Origin of the sequence: Candidatus Vicinibacter affinis (genome assembly GCA_016714365.1) — a bacterium.
GTDB lineage: Bacteria > Bacteroidota > Bacteroidia > Chitinophagales > Saprospiraceae > Vicinibacter > Vicinibacter affinis.
Window position 1 is genome coordinate 1,285,543 of record JADJNH010000005.1, and the last position, 17,701, is coordinate 1,303,243.

At 38.6% G+C, this 17,701-nt stretch carries 11 protein-coding genes; 10 read left to right on the top strand and 1 reads right to left on the bottom strand.

Annotated features, from left to right (window positions below):
• The 4 genes from IPJ53_05195 to IPJ53_05210 all read left to right on the top strand — a co-directional run bounded on the left by IPJ53_05195 (position 1) and on the right by IPJ53_05210 (position 6,983).
• Positions 1–1,059: an imelysin gene (locus IPJ53_05195; GenBank protein MBK7798485.1), complete on the top strand. Its 1,059-nt coding sequence runs from the start codon at positions 1–3 to the stop codon at positions 1,057–1,059.
• Positions 1,060–1,061: 2 nt separating this feature from the next.
• Positions 1,062–2,438: a c-type cytochrome gene (locus tag IPJ53_05200; GenBank protein MBK7798486.1), complete on the top strand. Its 1,377-nt coding sequence runs from the start codon at positions 1,062–1,064 to the stop codon at positions 2,436–2,438.
• 41 nt (positions 2,439–2,479) lie between these two features.
• The gene (locus tag IPJ53_05205) at positions 2,480–4,705 is read left to right on the top strand and encodes a M20/M25/M40 family metallo-hydrolase (GenBank protein ID MBK7798487.1); all 2,226 of its coding nucleotides are present in this window, start codon (positions 2,480–2,482) and stop codon (positions 4,703–4,705) included.
• 166 nt (positions 4,706–4,871) lie between these two features.
• The gene (locus tag IPJ53_05210; protein MBK7798488.1) at positions 4,872–6,983 is read left to right on the top strand and encodes a hypothetical protein; all 2,112 of its coding nucleotides are present in this window, start codon (positions 4,872–4,874) and stop codon (positions 6,981–6,983) included.
• Between the two features lie 619 nt (positions 6,984–7,602).
• Here IPJ53_05210 and IPJ53_05215 read toward each other — a convergent pair.
• On the bottom strand, positions 7,603–8,946 hold the full coding sequence (locus tag IPJ53_05215; GenBank protein ID MBK7798489.1) for a phosphatidylserine/phosphatidylglycerophosphate/cardiolipin synthase family protein: 1,344 nt from the start codon (positions 8,944–8,946) through the stop codon (positions 7,603–7,605).
• Positions 8,947–9,229: 283 nt separating this feature from the next.
• Between IPJ53_05215 and IPJ53_05220 the strand changes: the two genes are divergently transcribed.
• The 6 genes from IPJ53_05220 (at position 9,230) to IPJ53_05245 (ending at position 17,682) form a co-directional block, all read left to right on the top strand.
• Positions 9,230–9,976, top strand: a complete 747-nt coding sequence (locus tag IPJ53_05220; GenBank protein MBK7798490.1) for an outer membrane lipoprotein-sorting protein — start codon at positions 9,230–9,232, stop codon at positions 9,974–9,976.
• On the top strand, positions 9,973–11,187 hold the full coding sequence (locus IPJ53_05225) for an ABC transporter permease (protein ID MBK7798491.1): 1,215 nt from the start codon (positions 9,973–9,975) through the stop codon (positions 11,185–11,187). The genes IPJ53_05220 and IPJ53_05225 overlap by 4 nt, the downstream gene beginning before the upstream one ends.
• A complete protein-coding gene (locus IPJ53_05230) occupies positions 11,184–12,401 on the top strand; it encodes an ABC transporter permease (GenBank protein ID MBK7798492.1) in 1,218 nt (405 codons plus the stop codon). Before IPJ53_05225 ends, IPJ53_05230 begins: the two co-directional genes overlap by 4 nt.
• 2 nt (positions 12,402–12,403) lie before the next feature.
• On the top strand, positions 12,404–13,084 hold the full coding sequence (locus tag IPJ53_05235; protein MBK7798493.1) for an ABC transporter ATP-binding protein: 681 nt from the start codon (positions 12,404–12,406) through the stop codon (positions 13,082–13,084).
• A gap of 10 nt (positions 13,085–13,094) precedes the next feature.
• The gene (locus tag IPJ53_05240; GenBank protein MBK7798494.1) at positions 13,095–14,258 is read left to right on the top strand and encodes a hypothetical protein; all 1,164 of its coding nucleotides are present in this window, start codon (positions 13,095–13,097) and stop codon (positions 14,256–14,258) included.
• A 418-nt stretch (positions 14,259–14,676) separates the two neighbouring features.
• Positions 14,677–17,682: a CHAT domain-containing protein gene (locus IPJ53_05245; GenBank protein ID MBK7798495.1), complete on the top strand. Its 3,006-nt coding sequence runs from the start codon at positions 14,677–14,679 to the stop codon at positions 17,680–17,682.
• Positions 17,683–17,701 lie beyond the last annotated feature (19 nt).

Below are 17,701 nucleotides of genomic sequence, written 5' to 3' on the forward strand. Positions count from 1 at the left end.
ATGAAAAATAGTTTCTTACTTCTTCTCAGTTTTAGTTTAGCGCTCATTCTTTCTTCTTGTGGATCTGACACAGATGATTCAAGAATTGCAGATTATAAAGACGTGCTACAAAATATTTCCAATGACGTCATACTACCTACCTACGAAGATCTTTATGACAAGACTCAATTGTTGGTAAATACTTTGACCATTCTGGAGCAAAATGTCAGTCAGGTGAATCTGGATGCGTCCAAACAAGCCTGGAGAGATGCGCGTGTTCCATGGGAGCAATCTGAAGGTTTTTTGTTTGGACCGGTAGACCAACAAGGATTGGATCCGGCGATTGACAGCTGGCCTGTTAATGAAACAGATCTGGATGCAGTGTTGAATTCAAATGCCGTTTTAACCAAGGATTATGTAGATGGATTGGATGGAACTTTAAAGGGATTTCACACCCTTGAATACTTAATATTTGGAAAAGAAGGCAACAAATCAATTGCTTCCTTTACGCAACGAGAATTTGAATACCTCCGGGCTTGCAGCCAGAGTTTGCATGGTGCTACCAAAGCCCTCTTTTTTGCCTGGAAACCGGAACAGCAGAATTTTATAGCCAATGTGCTCAAGGCCGGGGAGCCGGGCAATTCAGTTTATCCATCACAAAAATCTGCTTTGCAGGAAATTGTTACGGGCATGATTACCATTGCAGATGAAGTCGCAAATGGTAAAATCAATGAACCTTTTACTACCCAGAATTTAACTTACGAAGAGAGTAGATTCAGTGCCAATTCAAAAAAGGATTTTGCGGATAATATTCAAAGCATCGAAAATGCATTTTTGGGTGTTTACAAGAATGCGAGTGGTTTGGGCATTTCAAAAATAATTAAAGAAAAAAATGAATTGTTGGATGTAAAATTCAGACAACAATTAGATGATGCGATCCGTGCAATTGAATCCATTCAGGGGACCTTTACAACAGCTGTTACGAATGCAAGACCGAGTATTGAATTTGCGCAACTAAAAGTGCGAACTGTTCAGCAGACCCTGGAGAGTGAAATTTTGCCTTTGATTTCAAATTTATAATCATGACTTCCAAAAAAAATATTTTTCTCACTTTGGGACTTACTCTATTGTTGGTATCCTGTCAACAAGACGATTCGAACAAACCGGTGGAGGATGAAGATGTATTATTGGGTGGAGCTACCAGTATTGATGGGGCGTTCATCAATATTTTTCAGCAACCTGCCAGCAATCTGAATGAAGTTGAACTCCAGCAGCATTTACAGAGTGACATTGCATTTGGAGATCAATTTGTTACCGCACCAAATATCATCAACGGAGGATTGGGACCAGTATTTAATCAGACCTCCTGTGAAAGTTGTCACGTGTCAAATGGGCGATCACCTTTTCCTTCCGGTGTAAATGATTTGCGAGGTTTATTGTTGCGCCTGAGCATGCCGGGAAAAGGTCCACACAACGAACCGCTTCCGGTGCCGGATTTTGGTGGTCAGTTGCAGACCAAAGCAGTGTTTGGTAAATCACCAGAGGCAAAACTGAGCTGGCAGGAAGTCGAAGAAATAAAAACTTATCTGGATGGAGAAAAGGTGCAATTGAGAAAATTTAATTTTTCATTTGAACAAGCCTACAAAAATATACCGGCAGGAATGCTTTACTCTCCAAGGATGGCACCGCCTGTAATTGGTCTTGGATTGCTGGAAGCCATAAGAGAAGAGGATATTGTTGCTCTTTCTGATCCATCTGATCAGGATGGTGATGGAATATCCGGAAAACCAAACAGAGTTTGGGATGTTCAAAAACAGGCCTTTGCCACTGGTCGTTTTGGCTGGAAAGCCGGGCAACCAAATTTATTGCAACAGACTGCTGCAGCCTATAACAATGATATGGGGATCACGAATCCGCTTTTTACAAAAGAAGCCTGCTTCGGGCAGGAACAAGCGGATATCCTTTCTGACGATCCTGAGATTGATTTAAAGACGTTGAAGGCAGCCACGTTTTATCCACAGTCTCTGGCTGTACCCAAAAGGAGAAATTGGGCTGATGCAGATGTAAAAAGGGGCAAGGAGTTATTTTTTAGCATCCGATGTAATTCCTGTCACCAGGCTAAATTCATCACCGGCACTCATCAGGAGTTTGGTTTTTTAAGCCAACAAACGATCTATCCTTATACCGATCTGTTGTTGCATGACATGGGTGAAGGTCTAGCGGACAACCGTCCGGATTTTGAGGCAGATGGCAGGGAGTGGAAAACACCGGCACTGTGGGGCATTGGACTTACAAAAACAGTCGGAAATCACAGTCATTTTTTACATGACGGCCGGGCAAGAAATCTGGAGGAAGCCATCATGTGGCATGGTGGTGAAGCGGAGGCAAGTAAAGAAGCTTTTTCAAAATTAAACAAGAAGGACCGACAGGCTGTTATTAAGTTTCTGGAAAGTCTGTAAATCTGCATTAATTTTGCATCCTCATTTAAAAAAAAATATCCATGAGATCAATCATTTTAGTAGCCATCTGTCAGATGATTTTGTTTGCTTTATCTGCACAGGAGAGGCATCTTAGCAATATTAAAAAACTTACTTTTGGGGGTGATAATGCGGAGGCATACTTTAGTCCTGATGGCAATCAACTGACCATGCAGGTAACCAACGGTAAATTGGGAGCCTCTTGCGATCAGATCTATTTACTTGATTTAAAAGAAAATAATCCAACTTCAGAGAGTCTTAAACTGGTGTCAACAGGCAAAGGGAGGACTACCTGTTCTTATTTTATGCCAGATGGAAAGCATGTCCTGTATGCATCAACCCACCATCATGGAGCTTCCTGCCCACCATCGCCCAAGCCTAGAAAAGATGGAAAATATTTGTGGTCAGTTTATCCGGAGTATGATATTTTCATTTCAGACCTGCAGGGTAATGTTGTAAAGCAGCTTACCGATTCACCAGGTTATGATGCTGAAGCGGTCGTATCACCTGATGGAAAAAAAATTGCCTTTACTTCTACACGATCAGGTGACCTCGAGTTGTGGACCATGGATGTGGATGGTACCAATCCAAAACAGATCACCAGTGGACTTGGTTATGATGGTGGATCCTTTTTCTCTCCCGATAGCAAAAAATTAGTTTTCAGAGCATCCAGACCCAAAACAGAAAAAGAAATAAAAGAGTACACAGAATTGTTGGCCGAACATTTGGTGGCTCCTACTGAAATGGAAATCTATACTTGTAATGTGGATGGAACGGATCTAAAGCAAATCACCCATTTGGGAAAAGCGAATTGGGCGCCCTTTTTTCATCCATCCGGGCAAAAAATTATTTTTTCTTCCAATCATCATTCTACCAAAGGGTATGATTTTCAATTATACCTGATTGATATCAATGGAGAGCACTTGAAACAAATCACTTATGAGAGCATGTTCAATGCGTTTCCAATGTTTTCACCTGATGGCAAAAAACTGGTTTTCTCCAGTAATCGCCAACAAGGAGCACCGCGCGAAACCAATGTTTTTATAGCGGATTGGAATGATGGTGATCCAGTAGAAAATGCCGATCAAAAAACAATTTACAAACACATCGAATACTTAGCCTCCGATAAACTTCAGGGAAGGCTCACCGGATCAAAGGGAGAAAAATTGGCCGCTAAATACATCAGCAAAGAGTACAAAAAATATGGCCTACTGCCGTATGATAAAAAATCGTACACTCAGCCATTTTCCTATAAGTACAATCCGAATCCTCACGGCACGGAAGATAAAGGGGTTTCTCAGATGAATGGACATAACGTTGTAGGATACCTTGACAATGGAGCCAGTAAAACAATTGTGGTAGGTGCCCATTATGATCATCTTGGATTGAACCAGCATCACAATTCCACTTCACCAAATTCCGAAGGTCAAATTCACAATGGTGCAGATGACAATGCCTCAGGAGTTTCAGGATTGTTGGAGTTGGCAAGAATGTTCAGTACAAACCGCGCTAAAGAAAAATGCAATTTTGTTTTTGTGGCATTTTCCGGAGAAGAAGATGGATTGAAAGGGTCAAAGGCATTTGCTGAAACAGTACAAGCTAAATATCCGAATGTGGTTGCCATGATTAACATGGATATGATTGGAAGACTGGACAGCATGAAGGCACTTGTAGTTGGAGGAGTGGGGACCAGTCCTGAGTTTACAGATCTTGCACAGCGCTTCAAGCCGGCTGGGTTTAACATTACTCTGGACAGCAGTGGTATCGGTCCTACCGACCATACTTCTTTTTATCTGAAAGACATTCCGGTGCTGAACTTTTTTACAGGAACACACAAGGATTACCATAAGCCTACTGATGATGTAGAAAAGATTAAGATCAAAGAGGAAATGATCATCGTAGACTACATCTTTAATTTGGCGCAACAACTTTCAGATATGGACAAAATTCCATTTACCAAAACAAAATCAACTACAACCAAAGCAGTACCTGCTTATAAAGTATCTCTTGGTATTATGCCGGATTATACTGACTACGGAGATGGACTTCATGTAGAGGCAGTCATGGACAACAGGCCTGCACAAATTGCAGGACTCAAGGACAAAGACATCATTACCAAAATAGGTGACTGTGCAATCAAAGACGTCTATGGCTACATGGAATGTTTGTCAAAGTTTAAATCCGGTGATGAGGTAACCATTACCTACAAGCGTGATGGTCAGATCCAAACCTCCAAAGTAAAGTTTTAAATCAGAGGAGGGAAAGCCACCATCGCGGTGGCTTGAATTTGATTGGTAGTTCAAATTTATTTTCATTTTTGGGTATCATGATTGTTGTCATGAACTGACTTGATTTGTATTTCGAATTTCTTTCCTGGAGGGTGTTATATTACGTTTTTATCTAAAAAAAACAAGTATGAAAAACACTTTGCGTGTTAAATTGGTATTTCCGATTTTGTTGGCGGTATTTTTTCAGATTTCATGTGATGAAGATGAACCTGCAGGGCCGATTACAGATGGCAAAATCAAAACGGAAGAGCCACAGAAATGGCTTGACCAGACAGTGACTTCCTCTGGAGGTGTTTTGAGAGTTAATGAGCAAGCCTCCGGGGTGGAAGGTATGGAAATCGAAGTTAAATCCGGTGCTTATTCTGAGTCGAGAAAGTTCACCATAAGCACAGCGAAGGTTACCGGTCACGAGTTTGGTGAACGCTTCAGTCCTGCCTCTCCGTTGATACATATTGAGAATGAAGGAGGGTATTCGGATGAACCAATGTTGGTCAGGATTCCTTACACTCCAGATCCTGGTAAATTTACCATGCCGGTTATGTATGATCCTGTAACAGGTCAGTTGGAGGGCTTTCCTCCCGTAAGTTATGAAGGTAATTTTATTACCATTGCAACACGACATTTTGATTTGACTTCCGTAATCAATACCTCACTTCCAAGAACCGGTAAGTATGTCGAAATCATACTGACCTCAATGGATACCCAGTATCTTCATTCATTGGAATTAAATACCGGATTCGTGCCCGGGGTGGATGATTGGGAGTATACCAATTTTGGTACGATGGAGAATCCAGGGGGAATCTGTGCTGGTATGAGTACAACGGCCATGTGGTATTACGATTTTAGAAAAAAGCAAGAGGGTCAATTGTACGGAAAGTTTGATGCAGTAACAGAGGTAGATCCTTTTGGTAGAGATGCTTTTTGGTTTGACAACACACAGGGAATCTTATTTGCATCCCGTGTCCAGAGTTTGTATATAACCAATCTCAATACACCTTCCGGGCAATCCAGTTTTTATGAGCATTTTGTACCGATCGTTGCAAATCCTTTGGCACAATTTCGTTCATTTGCCTATATGATGGTTTTGACTGGTCAACCGCAATATATATCTGTACACAATCAGTCCGGGTCGCATGCTTTAGTTGTATATGGAATCAGTCAGGGAAAATTAAAAGTGTCAGATCCAAACTGGCCAACCCAAAAGGATCGGGAAATTGTTTTTGATTTTGTGCAAAACAAATTCATGCCTTATTTGGGTTTTGTGCAGGCAGACGGAACACAGTTCTCTTTTACTAAATTTTATTATTGCGCAAGGTCGGCCATTATTGACTACAACAATATGAATACGCTGTATGCGAATACCCTTGGTAAAAAAAGCACGAAAGGGATTGGATGTTTTCCAAACTATCAGCTTCAACTAAAAGATGAAAATACTTATGTTGATTGGCCAGATCAATGGAGTACTAACAGTGATACACTTCGCTGGAAGTTAGACAATCCTCAGGGAGATCTTTTAAAAATGAATATCTATGATGATCAGGGAAAATTATGGTCCTTTGGGGATGTTGGATTTCAATTGTTGAATCAAGGTGAAAAAACATTAGGGGTTTATATTCAGGATTTGGCAGGAAAGGATTGTAAAGGTGTGAATGTGAATCCATCCTGGGAGTGGAGTGATTTCAGATGGGTAAAAGTGAATTATCAATTTGAATTTATTAAATTTTTATCCGGTTTAACAGTGCCTGTAACGGCTGAAATATATGGATTTGCCGGTAATTTTAAATTGACCAATGCAAAAGGAGATGTGAGGACAGAGGTGGTGGAAGCCGGACTGTACAATCCATCATTTTATGATTGGAAAGATGTAGATGCAAAATTGAAATGGACAGGTCTTTCTTTTGTTTCAGAAAAAGGAAAGTATGTTCAAATCGAAGGAAAAGTATCTCCGGATGGAAAACTTATTGAGTGGCTGACCATCGATTATAAGGGCCTTTTAGACGAAGATTTCAATTTTAGAGTGGTTAATATTCCCTTGAAAGAATTTAGAAATCTTGCAGTTCCACATGGATCTTATGCACTTTATGAATTGAGAACTGCACTAAAAATCAGTCCGCAAATCAGTCAACTTGTAATTAAGGGATTGGATGCCAACACCGGAGACAGGTATGAGTTTCTGAGCATTGATAATTGGTCTTCGAATGATGATTCCAATGTGATTCGGATAAGTTTTACAAATTGAGCATTTGAAAGAGTATTAGGAACTTGAACTTTCTGAGAATATGAATGGTTTTTAAACCGGATGTTGTATTTATTTTTTTTGATTGCATTCTTGATGAATTGCAAATATTTTTAAGGGTCAAGTCAAAAATATGGGGAGAAACCAGTTTTGCGGACCCCCGTTAATCACTAAAATTGTCCTAAATTCCATCCTATTATCTTTGTTCTTTTTTGTCTTAATACAAAAAAGAACCAAAAAAAATCAAGGCTGTTTTCATTTCTTAACGCTAAAACTGATCTAAAAAACTAAACAAAATAAACTCGCCCTAAGCAACAATAATAGCTCTAGGCCTTACTGTCATAAATTTATTAGCTTATCTGCATGCGAGCTCAAACAGTATTTTGTTTTTAACGCTTTTTAAATCAGTTTTAGCTAAAATGAAAAAGGCCGATCTGAATTTCTCATTCGATAACTATATGAGGTATCGGAATCTAATCAATACAGCTACAAAAGATGTTTGATTTCTACTTAATCCCCATAAAATTTACCGGACTCATTTTTAATCGCATGTAATTAGAGAGGATGTACTGTTGCTGGAAATATGAGGAAAATAAAAGGCGCTTTCCATTTTAAAAAATATTTACAACAGCCACCAAAAAGCTGGTGCAACTGTGTAGCGTAGGAAGTTTGTCTTTGCACACAACCAGAGGGAAGGTTTAGGAAATTTTTTATTCGGATGAGAAATTGGTTTGTTATTGGATCCTATTTGGAGGGAGTTTTCCAGTCTGCTTTCCCAAACATCTATATGACGTTTGACTGCTTTTTTGTCTTTTGTCCAGACCGCTACTTCTGTGTTGTAACGCACAGAAGGCAGATGAATGTTGTAGCTGCCCACTACCAGCATCTGACTGTCTACGAGCATGGTTTTGCCATGAAATCTTAAATGACCCTGGAATTCCCAGATTTCAATTCCATCGCTTAATATTTTATTGCGCCTGTGTCGATATCCTGCATACCGAATGGGGAGATCGTTGGTCATCATGGAGGTGGTAAACAGACAGATTCTAACACCCCTATTACTGGCGTCGCAAAGTGCATCAGTCCATCTTTTGGTAGGGATGAAATAAGGATTCTCGATGAAGATTACATGCTTTGCATTTTTAACCATTTCAATCAGCGCAGAAGTACTGCCTTCATCCTTAATATCTGTTTTGTAATATTTTTTACCCCTTTTAATAAAAAAATCATCGTGAATAAATCCCACATCAGACGCATTCATCTGATATCCTTTTCTCCAATTTCTACTTGAGTCCAGACGAATGCCAAACTTTTCTCTGATCTCTGTTTTATAGGATACCAGTTTTTTTAAATGTCTGGCTTGTCTTTGAGGTTTAACTGTCGGTGCTGCAAAAGGTGAGGATAATTTTTCGTCTGCCCAAAGGGAATAAAAATGAAAACGGGCTTCAAGTAATACACTGTCTGCATTGGTCAGCAAGTCGTAATCTATCAGGTTAAATTTTTTAGACATTCCGTAATATGGATCCTGAATATTTCTCCCTCCTACAATTAAAAACTCACCATCCGTAATGAGCATTTTTTCGTGCAAGCCGTGATAGAGTCTTTCTATTCCTTTGTTCTTAAGGTCGAAGCGATGAAGTTCTACACCACTTTTTTCCAGCAATGCCCTCATGGGCGCAGATATCTTGGATCCATTTTTATCCATCAGTATTCTTACCAGAACGCCTCTTTCCTTTGAAGCCTCCGCCAATAAATTAAGAAGGATACTCCCACTTAAATCATCCACAATAATAAAATAGGAAAGTAAAATTTCTTTCTTGGCTTGTCGAATCAAGTCAACACGGCATTGAAGTGCATCTTTTGGTTCATAAAGTACACGGACAAAATGCTTGTCCTCCTGACCAGTGACAAAAGTCTGGAAGAGGGTAATAAGTAGTGTAAAAAAAATATATCTGAAATGTATCAATACTGATTGTGTTTTTTAGGTATTTGTAAAGCTACACAATATTTGACAAACTCTGAAGCTATAAATCTTGCTTTTGAAATTTATCTTCTTGTATGTCGGATTAATTGAATCCAATTTTTGATTTGAATGATTCAGAAGTAATTGATTACACTGGTTTGTTAAAATTTATTTTGAGAATATGGGTGATTATTGTCATGCCAATTAATTATAATAATTAATTGAATTGTTCCGATAATTTTATATTATTGTAGTTTGTATAATTGTACAAGTAAAATATTTAACAATGTGTAGGATTATATTCATCATTTTTGGTTCATTTTTATTTTGTACTAAAATTTTATCACAAGATGCTCTTGAAATTGTAAGAAGGTCTGAAGATCGGGCAAAAGGGAAGACCTCAGTTGCAGAAATGAGTATTCAGACCATCAGACCTGAATGGAAGAGAGATCTCAAATTAAAAACCTGGACACTTGGAAATGATTTTGTGGTCATCTTAATTCAAAGTCCCATTAAGGAGAGGGGCATAGCCTTCCTTAAGAGAAAGAAAGAAATATGGAACTGGGTACCATCGATTGAAAGATCCATTAAATTGCCACCTTCGATGATGTCTCAGAGTTGGATGGGGACCGATTTTACCAATGATGATTTGGTTAAAGAGTCTTCTACTGTGCAGGATTACCGCCACAGTATGACAAAAGATACACAAATCATGGGAAGGAGTTGTTATCAGATCAGACTTGATCCGAAACCGGAGGCAGCAGTAATTTGGGGAAAAATATTATTGTGCATCGATAAGAAGGATTATTTGTTGATGAAGGCAGAATATTTTGATGAAGACAATCAATTGGTAAATACCATGAATACTACTGAGATCGGTATGCTTGGTGGAAGGATTTTACCCTTGCGCATCGAATTGATTCCAAGGGACAAAAAAGGACACAAAACGATTATGGAATATCACAAGATTATTTTTGATAAACCCATCGCTGAAAAATTCTTTTCCGTTCAGCAACTCAGCAAACTGAAATGATTTATTTATTGATCTGGAGAAATATTTGGCGCAACAAAAGGAGGACGCTGATTACCATGGCTTCTGTTGCATTTACGGTGTTTCTTGCGGTGACCATGAAATCCATGCAGACCGGTGTTTTCGAAAATCTCATTCGGAACATGGTCAGTTATTATTCAGGATATCTTCAAGTGCATAAGGCCGGTTATTGGGATGAGAAAGTGCTGGAAAATTGCTTTAATTCCGCTGACAGTAATTTAATCAGTGCATTGAAATATCAAGGGATAAAGAAGATTATCCCACGATTGGAGACATTCATTTTGATTTCAAATGGAGAACAAACTAAAGGGTGTATGGTGGCCGGTATTGATCCTCAATTGGAAGAAAGTTTGACCCATTTTTCAAAAAAAATAATATCAGGGAATTTTTGGAAGGAAGAAAAAAGTGAAATCGTCCTCGCATCCAGGCTTGCAGAAAAACTAAAAGCAAGGGTGGGAGATACCGTTTTCCTATTGGGTCAGGGATACCGGGAAAGTTTTGTTGCCGGAAAATTCAAAGTCTCCGGAATTATACATTTTGGTTCACCGGAACTAAATGCTTCCATTGCATTTTTACCTCTTGGAGTTGCAAAAGACATGCTTAATACCGGGCAGAACATTACTGCTTATGTGTTGGATTTGGAGGATCCGGAGGAGATGGAAATTTTACAAAGAGAAATGAAGGGAAGGATCTCTTCAGATTATGAAGTATTGTCCTGGAAGGAAATGATGCCGGAAATATCTGATCACATGAAGGCAGATGGAATGGGATATTATGTGATGATGGGCATCCTTTATCTGATCATCGTATTTGGAACTTTCGGGACTATTTTTATGATAACTGCAGAACGCAAATATGAGTTCAGCATGTTACTTGCTATTGGCATGAAGAAGCGGAAGCTCACATTTATTTTATTTGGAGAAATTCTTTTATTGGCATTTGGAGGCGCCATCCTAGGAATGTGTTTATCTATTCCCATTGTGTTGTACCTTCAGGAATTTCCGATCCGTTTAGGAGGTGAATTTGGAAGGGCATTTGAACAATATGGATTTGAACCGGTGTGGCCTGCTCTTTTTGAATGGAGTGTAGTTTTTGAACAGTCGTTGATTGTTTTATTTTTATCTGTGATCATTGGATTTTATCCTATGTGGCATGTGTACAGATTTAAAGATGTTGGAAAAATCAGGTTATGATGTTGTGGGTTTTGGCATGGAGAAATATATGGCGTAATAAGAAGCAGAGCTTTGTCTTGATGGCAGCGATTGCGATTGGTGTATTGTGTGCATTGTTCATCGTGGCATTTTATTATGGTATGATTGACCAGCGTGTCAAAAGTGTCATCCAGAACGAAATCTCTCATATTCAGATCCATCACCCTAAATTTAGAGAAGAGTTCGACCCAAAATATTTCATTGAAAACGCAGATTCTATCATGAAGATAATTCGGATGAATCCGGAAGTTTCTACCGTTGCAGGGAGGATAAATATGCAGGGTATAGTCGCAGCGACGGCAGGGAGCAGCGGAATCATGATTAACGGAGTAAATCCTGATGAAGAAAAAGTACTTACAGGACTTAACAGAAAAATAATTACAGGAAGATATTTTGATGCATCACAAAAAAATCCAGTACTCATCAGTGAACGATTGATGTCTAAACTCAAGGTAAAGGAAAATTCAAAAGTCGTTTTCACTTTTCAGAATGCAGATGGAGAAGTTGTTTCTGCCGCATTTAAAGTTACCGGAGTCTTTGCTACCAACAGCAAGCCTTATGACCTCGCAAATGTTTTTGTCCGTTTGCAAGATTTACAGCCGTTGCAGGGTAAAGGATCAGAAGTGAATGAGATTGCTATGTTTTTGAAGGACCATGGCAAAGTAGAGGAGCTCAAAAATTATTTTCAAAATTATTTTCCAGCTACAAAAGTTGAGACCTGGATGGAAATTTCACCGGAGATGAAACTGCTGGTGGGTTCTTTCAATCAAAGTATGTACATCTACATGGGTATCATACTCCTCGCGCTTGCTTTTGGCATTACGAATACCATGTTGATGTCAGTGGTTCAGAGAACTCGTGAGTTTGGAATGTTGTTGGCATTTGGAATGAAAAAATCCAAAATTTTTAACATGGTGATGTTGGAGACTTTTTTACTTACATTGTGTGGATTGCCATTGGGTTTTCTGATGGCTACCATTGGCATAGCTTATACCCACCAACATGGAATCAATTTAAGTATTTACAAGGATACTATGGAGAGCTTTGGATATGACCTGATTGTTTATCCCGAGATCACTTATAGACATATGATCACGTTGTTGATTTTGGTATTCATTCTTGTTTTCATTTCAGCTCTTGGACCTGCGCGAAGGGCTTTGTCATTTAATCCCATTGAAGCATTAAGAAAAATATAATCATGAGTTCAATTATTGATGCCCACAGATTGGTTAAAATTTACGATCAGGAGACCGTGCCGATTTACGCACTCAACGATGTGCATCTGCATCTGGAACAAGGGGAATTTACAGCGCTCAAGGGACCATCAGGTTCAGGAAAGACCACCTTACTCAATATGATTGGTGGACTGGATACGCCTACGTCCGGTTATGTGGAAATAGAAGGAAAGAACATCACCGAGCTAAGTGAAAGTGAGTTAATGGATTTTAGATTAAATCATATTGGTTTTGTTTTTCAATCCTATAATTTAATTCCTGTCTTAACGGCAAAGGAGAATATTGAATTTATTATGTTGTTGCAGGGAAGACCAAAAGCAGAAAGAAATGAGCGGGCGCTGGAATTGCTTGAATTGATAGGTATGTCAGACAAACGAGATAAAAAGCCCATGGAACTTTCGGGTGGTCAGCAACAGCGTGTGGCCGTTGCCAGAGCACTTGCCGCAAAACCGAAATTCATATTGGCGGATGAGCCAACGGCGAATCTGGATTCTGCAGCTGCCGGAAAGTTGCTTGACATTATGTTGAGCATGAATGAACTTTTGCAGACTACTTTTATTTTTTCCACACACGATCAGCGCGTAATCGATCGGGCAAGAAGAGTGATTACTTTGGAAGATGGGAAAATAATTGCTGATCAATAGCCTATCGATCATGAGGTACATTTTATTTGGGTTGATTTTTCTCTGTTTTTATTTGAAGTCTTTGAGGTCTCAGGATTCCATACCCTGCAGTTGGACTTTTAAGGGATATCAAAAACTTTTAAATATTATTCAGACAGATCCCTCTACTCATCAGAATTTCAACATTAATTTTCTGCACAACAGATTACAAGGTCAATATGATTGGGGTGAAAATTTTTCCATCAAATTACATCTTCGGACGAGAATGTTTTTTGGTGAGGGCGTAAAGCTTGTCCCCGGTTTTGCTAATCTGTTACAAGACGGAGCTCCCTTGCTCCATCTCTCCAAAACCTGGCTGGATAAAAATGGAATCGTTGCCAACAGCATGATGGATCGCTTAGTTGCAGAATGGCAGAATGATCGGTGGTATATAAGTCTTGGTAGACAGCGTGTCAATTGGGGGATGCACAATCTTTGGAATCCGAATGATATTTTCAATGCTTATAACTTGCTTGATTTCGATTATGAAGAGAGACCCGGATCAGATGTGTTTCGGGCGCGGTATTATCCTGGAATCAGCAGCAGTATAGAGTTTGCCTATCAGCCTGCAACTAAATTGAGTCTTTCCACAGGAGCCTTTCTTATGAAATGGAATCGATGGCAATATGATTTTCAATTCCTGGCGGGTCATTTCAGAAATGACGCGGTGCTGGGAGCTGCCTGGGCCGGCAATTTAGGAAATGCCGGATTTAAAGGAGAATTCACGTGTTTTGTACCGGGACTTTTTGAACAAAGTACAGAAAAAGCAAGTGTCGGAATTTCCATCATGAGTGATTACAGTTGGAAGAATGGTTATTATGGAATCATTTCGTTGTTGTATCAATCAAATATCCAGAGCGGTGTTTTACCCATTAATTCCATTTCCTCTTCAAATCTCTCTGCCAAGAATTTATTTCCATTTACCTGGAGTCTTTACAGTGGAATGAGTAAGCAGTTTGCAGATCGTTGGATGGTCAATGCCGGTTTTATTTATGCTCCTCCTCAAAAGGCCTTAATCTTCCTTCCATCGACCGGATTTGAAATCAATGAAGCTTTTGATGTTGATTTTACCGCACAGTTTTTTTGGGGCGATCAAAGCAGTAACTTTGATAATGTGTCGAATGCGTTTTATTTAAGAGGAAGGTATAGTTTCTGACGGAAATTTATTTTGGTTTCTCCACTTACAGATTAAATTTTAGCTTCCCAAAAAAGGATAGAATTTAATTTATTAACCTACTCTTACATTTAGCTTGCATCCATTCAAAATATAAGTTCTTTTATTAATGGTAGCACGGAAAATAGATTTTTTGGGACTTTTTTGATTGCAGTAGATTTCGTTTTCAAGTGTTGGTTTGATTAAAATTCCTTAATTTTCCTTCAATTCCATTTTATTGCTTCCGGCAAAGGTTCTTATCCTCTATTGATTCAGACAGGTATGGTCCACAAAAAATGCTTACCATGTAAATCGTATATTCAATTAATATGAGTATTTTTACCATCATGGAGCAATCCATTCAGGAATTGGATAGTGTAATCGATTTTTTTTAACAGATACTGCTGGATCAAATTTTAAGATGTTGAAACCTTTTTTTCTTTCAATCTGGATTATTATTTCAAGTTCTGTTCAAGCACAACATGTTGATACCATATCTATAGAGCATTCAGTGGATAGTTTAATGGAGGTTTCAGGAAAATGCATAAGAAATCGCGATTTTGAAAATGCCCTTAAGTTTATTGATGTTGCCGAAAAAGTTGCCATTGACAATTTTGGAAAAAATTCAATTTCATATGGGAAGTGTTCCCTCATGAGAGGGAAACTGCATTTTTATAAAAATGAATACATGGATGCCGAAAAATGGTATCTCGAGCATAATTCTATATTGGCAAAAGTAAGAGGAGAAGATAATATGGATTTTGCCTGGAGTCTTTTTGTGTTAGGTCAATTATACAACGCCATGGGACAATTTGTGAAAGCAGAACAAATTTACCTTAAGACCAAAGAGATTTTTGGTAGAATTCAGGGACTACATCATACAGACTATGCTATAATTTTGAATGAACTCGCGATTATGTACCGAAACATGGGTTCTTATGAGATGGCAGAACCCTTGTATCTCGAATCAAAATCAATTCGTGAAAAAGTATTTGGAAAGAACCATCCGGATTATGCCTGGAGTTTAAACAATTTAGCAAACTTGTATAATATGATGGGTGTCTTTGAAAAAGCGGAGCCATTTTATTTAGAAGCATTGAGTATATGGGAGAAGTTGGTTGGAAAAGAAAATTCTACCTACGCTTCTGGAATGAACAACCTTGCTTCATTGTATTTTCAAATGCGAGTTTATACAAAGGCAGAGACTTTATTTTTAGAAGCATGCACTTTGCGAGGAAAACTTTTGGGTAAGAATACACCTGATTATGCGGGTAGCCTGAACAATCTAGGTTCCTTGTATATGGAAATGGGCTCTTATGAAAAGGCGGAGCCATACTATCTGGAAGCTAAAACAATTCGAGAAAAAATTTATGGTAAAGACCATCCTGAATATGCAAACACCTTAGGCAATATCGGGATTTTGTATAATAGAATGAAAAATTATGAAAAGGCAGAATCCTATTTTAAAGAAGCTAAGTCCATATGGGAAAAAGAAGTAGGCATCCATCATCCAGAATATGCAACGAGTGTATTTAATCTAGGAATATTTTATTTGGAATTGGATCGTTTGGAGCTTGCTGAACCTTTGCTTTTGCAAGCCAATGCAATTCGCGAAAAATCATTGGGCATTGAGAATCCTGACGTGTCAGAAAGTCATAGAAACCTTTCCAAATTATTTATCCTGCAAGATCGAATTACAGAAGCATTGCCAATTCTTGAAGCAGTGTCCGGGCAAAACCAAAATCAATTGTTAAAAGCCACTAACTATCTTTCTGAATATGAACTTTCTCAATTTATAGATACCTACCAGAATCAAGAAGATGAATTGGGTGCATATTATTATTTATGTCCTCTTGCAACAAATTGTCTTCACGCAGGAAAATTAGCGATGTTGGCTTATGATCGGGCATTATTTTATAAAGGGTTTTTACGAATGGCAGCGGTTAGATTAAAGACGCTGGCGGAATCCACAACAGAATCTAAAAATATTTACAACCAATTAAGAAGTTATCATCGGAGATTGGCTGATGAATATTCCCTCCCAATCGAAGATCGAACTTTGGTGGCTGAATTGGAAGAAAAGGCCAATGCCACAGAAAAGGAACTAGCAATCATGATAGCGGGATATTCGGAGACTACCCGACAAGTCAAGTGGAAAGATGTTCAAAAATCTATAAAGAAAAATGAAGCAGCAATTGAGTTTTTGCGTATTGAAATTAACTTTCCCAAGGTAGCAGATAGTATCATGTATTGTGCATTAATTTTAAAAGAAAATGCAGCAGAGCCAATATTGATTTCCATGTTTGAAGAAAAATCATTAGACTCATTGTTGCAATCAAACGTAGAACGCAAAGCCGATTATGTAAATGGATTGTACACCATCGCTGACAGAGGAGCAGTTCAAATTCAAACATCAAAACAGTCACTGTATGAGCTACTTTGGAAACCCCTTGAACAACATTTACAAGAAATCAAAACCATTTATTTTTCCCCCAGTGGGTTGTTGCACAGAATTAATCTGGATGCTATTGCAGTTTCGGAAACAGAAACATTGGCAGATCGTTATAAGTTGATCGAGCTAAACAGTACTCGTCAATTGGTCATCCCAGCGCCGATAATAAAAGTAAACAACGATGCGCTCTTGTACGGAGGAATTCAATTTGAGCAAGACAGCAGCATTCGAAATATGGAGCCTCTGCTTGCTTCACGGTCCAGAGGAGAAATTTCATTTGGTATAGTTGATTCTACCTTAAGAGGTGGAAGTTGGAATTTCTTACCAGGCACTGAGAGAGAGGTGAATTCGATTGAGCAAGTTCTGAAGAATTCAGGCACTCATGTCACTACAATGAAGGGTTATGAGGCATCAGAGGAATCCTTAAAAAATATTGTAACCAATAATTTAACTTCTCCAAGAATCTTGCACATTGCTACGCATGGATATTTTTTTCCTGATTCAAAAGACAAGAACGAAACTTTATCAAATTCAGAACCTGTATTTAAAATTTCCGAACATCCCATGTTGCGTTCCGGTTTAATCATGGCAGGTGGAAATGCTGCCTGGCATGGAAAGCAAACATTGGATGGCAGAGAAGATGGCATTTTAACAGCGTATGAAATTTCGCAAATGAATTTGTCCAATACAGAATTAGTTGTATTGTCTGCATGCGAGACAGGTTTGGGTGATATTCAAGGCAACGAAGGTGTGTATGGCTTACAACGAGCATTTAAAATTGCAGGAGCTAAATATTTGATCATGTCTTTGTGGCAAGTGCCGGACAAACAAACTTCCTTATTGATGACTACTTTTTACAAAAAATGGATTGAAAATAAAATGAGCATTCCAGATGCATTTCATGCTGCACAAAAAGAATTACGCGAGATAGGTTTGGATCCCTATCAATGGGCGGGGTTTGTGTTGGTCGAATAAAAAAATATTATTGCATTAG

Excerpts from the sequence above, each read along its gene's own strand:
- IPJ53_05220 (MBK7798490.1), top strand. The coding sequence starts at position 9,230 with ATGTGTAGGATTATATTCATCATTTTTGGTTCATTTTTATTTTGTACT.
- IPJ53_05205 (MBK7798487.1), top strand. The coding sequence starts at position 2,480 with ATGAGATCAATCATTTTAGTAGCCATCTGTCAGATGATTTTGTTTGCT.
- IPJ53_05230 (MBK7798492.1), top strand. The coding sequence starts at position 11,184 with ATGATGTTGTGGGTTTTGGCATGGAGAAATATATGGCGTAATAAGAAG.
- IPJ53_05195 (MBK7798485.1), top strand. The coding sequence starts at position 1 with ATGAAAAATAGTTTCTTACTTCTTCTCAGTTTTAGTTTAGCGCTCATT.
- IPJ53_05210 (MBK7798488.1), top strand. The coding sequence starts at position 4,872 with ATGAAAAACACTTTGCGTGTTAAATTGGTATTTCCGATTTTGTTGGCG.
- IPJ53_05200 (MBK7798486.1), top strand. The coding sequence starts at position 1,062 with ATGACTTCCAAAAAAAATATTTTTCTCACTTTGGGACTTACTCTATTG.
- IPJ53_05235 (MBK7798493.1), top strand. The coding sequence starts at position 12,404 with ATGAGTTCAATTATTGATGCCCACAGATTGGTTAAAATTTACGATCAG.
- IPJ53_05240 (MBK7798494.1), top strand. The coding sequence starts at position 13,095 with ATGAGGTACATTTTATTTGGGTTGATTTTTCTCTGTTTTTATTTGAAG.
- IPJ53_05245 (MBK7798495.1), top strand. The coding sequence starts at position 14,677 with ATGTTGAAACCTTTTTTTCTTTCAATCTGGATTATTATTTCAAGTTCT.
- IPJ53_05225 (MBK7798491.1), top strand. The coding sequence starts at position 9,973 with ATGATTTATTTATTGATCTGGAGAAATATTTGGCGCAACAAAAGGAGG.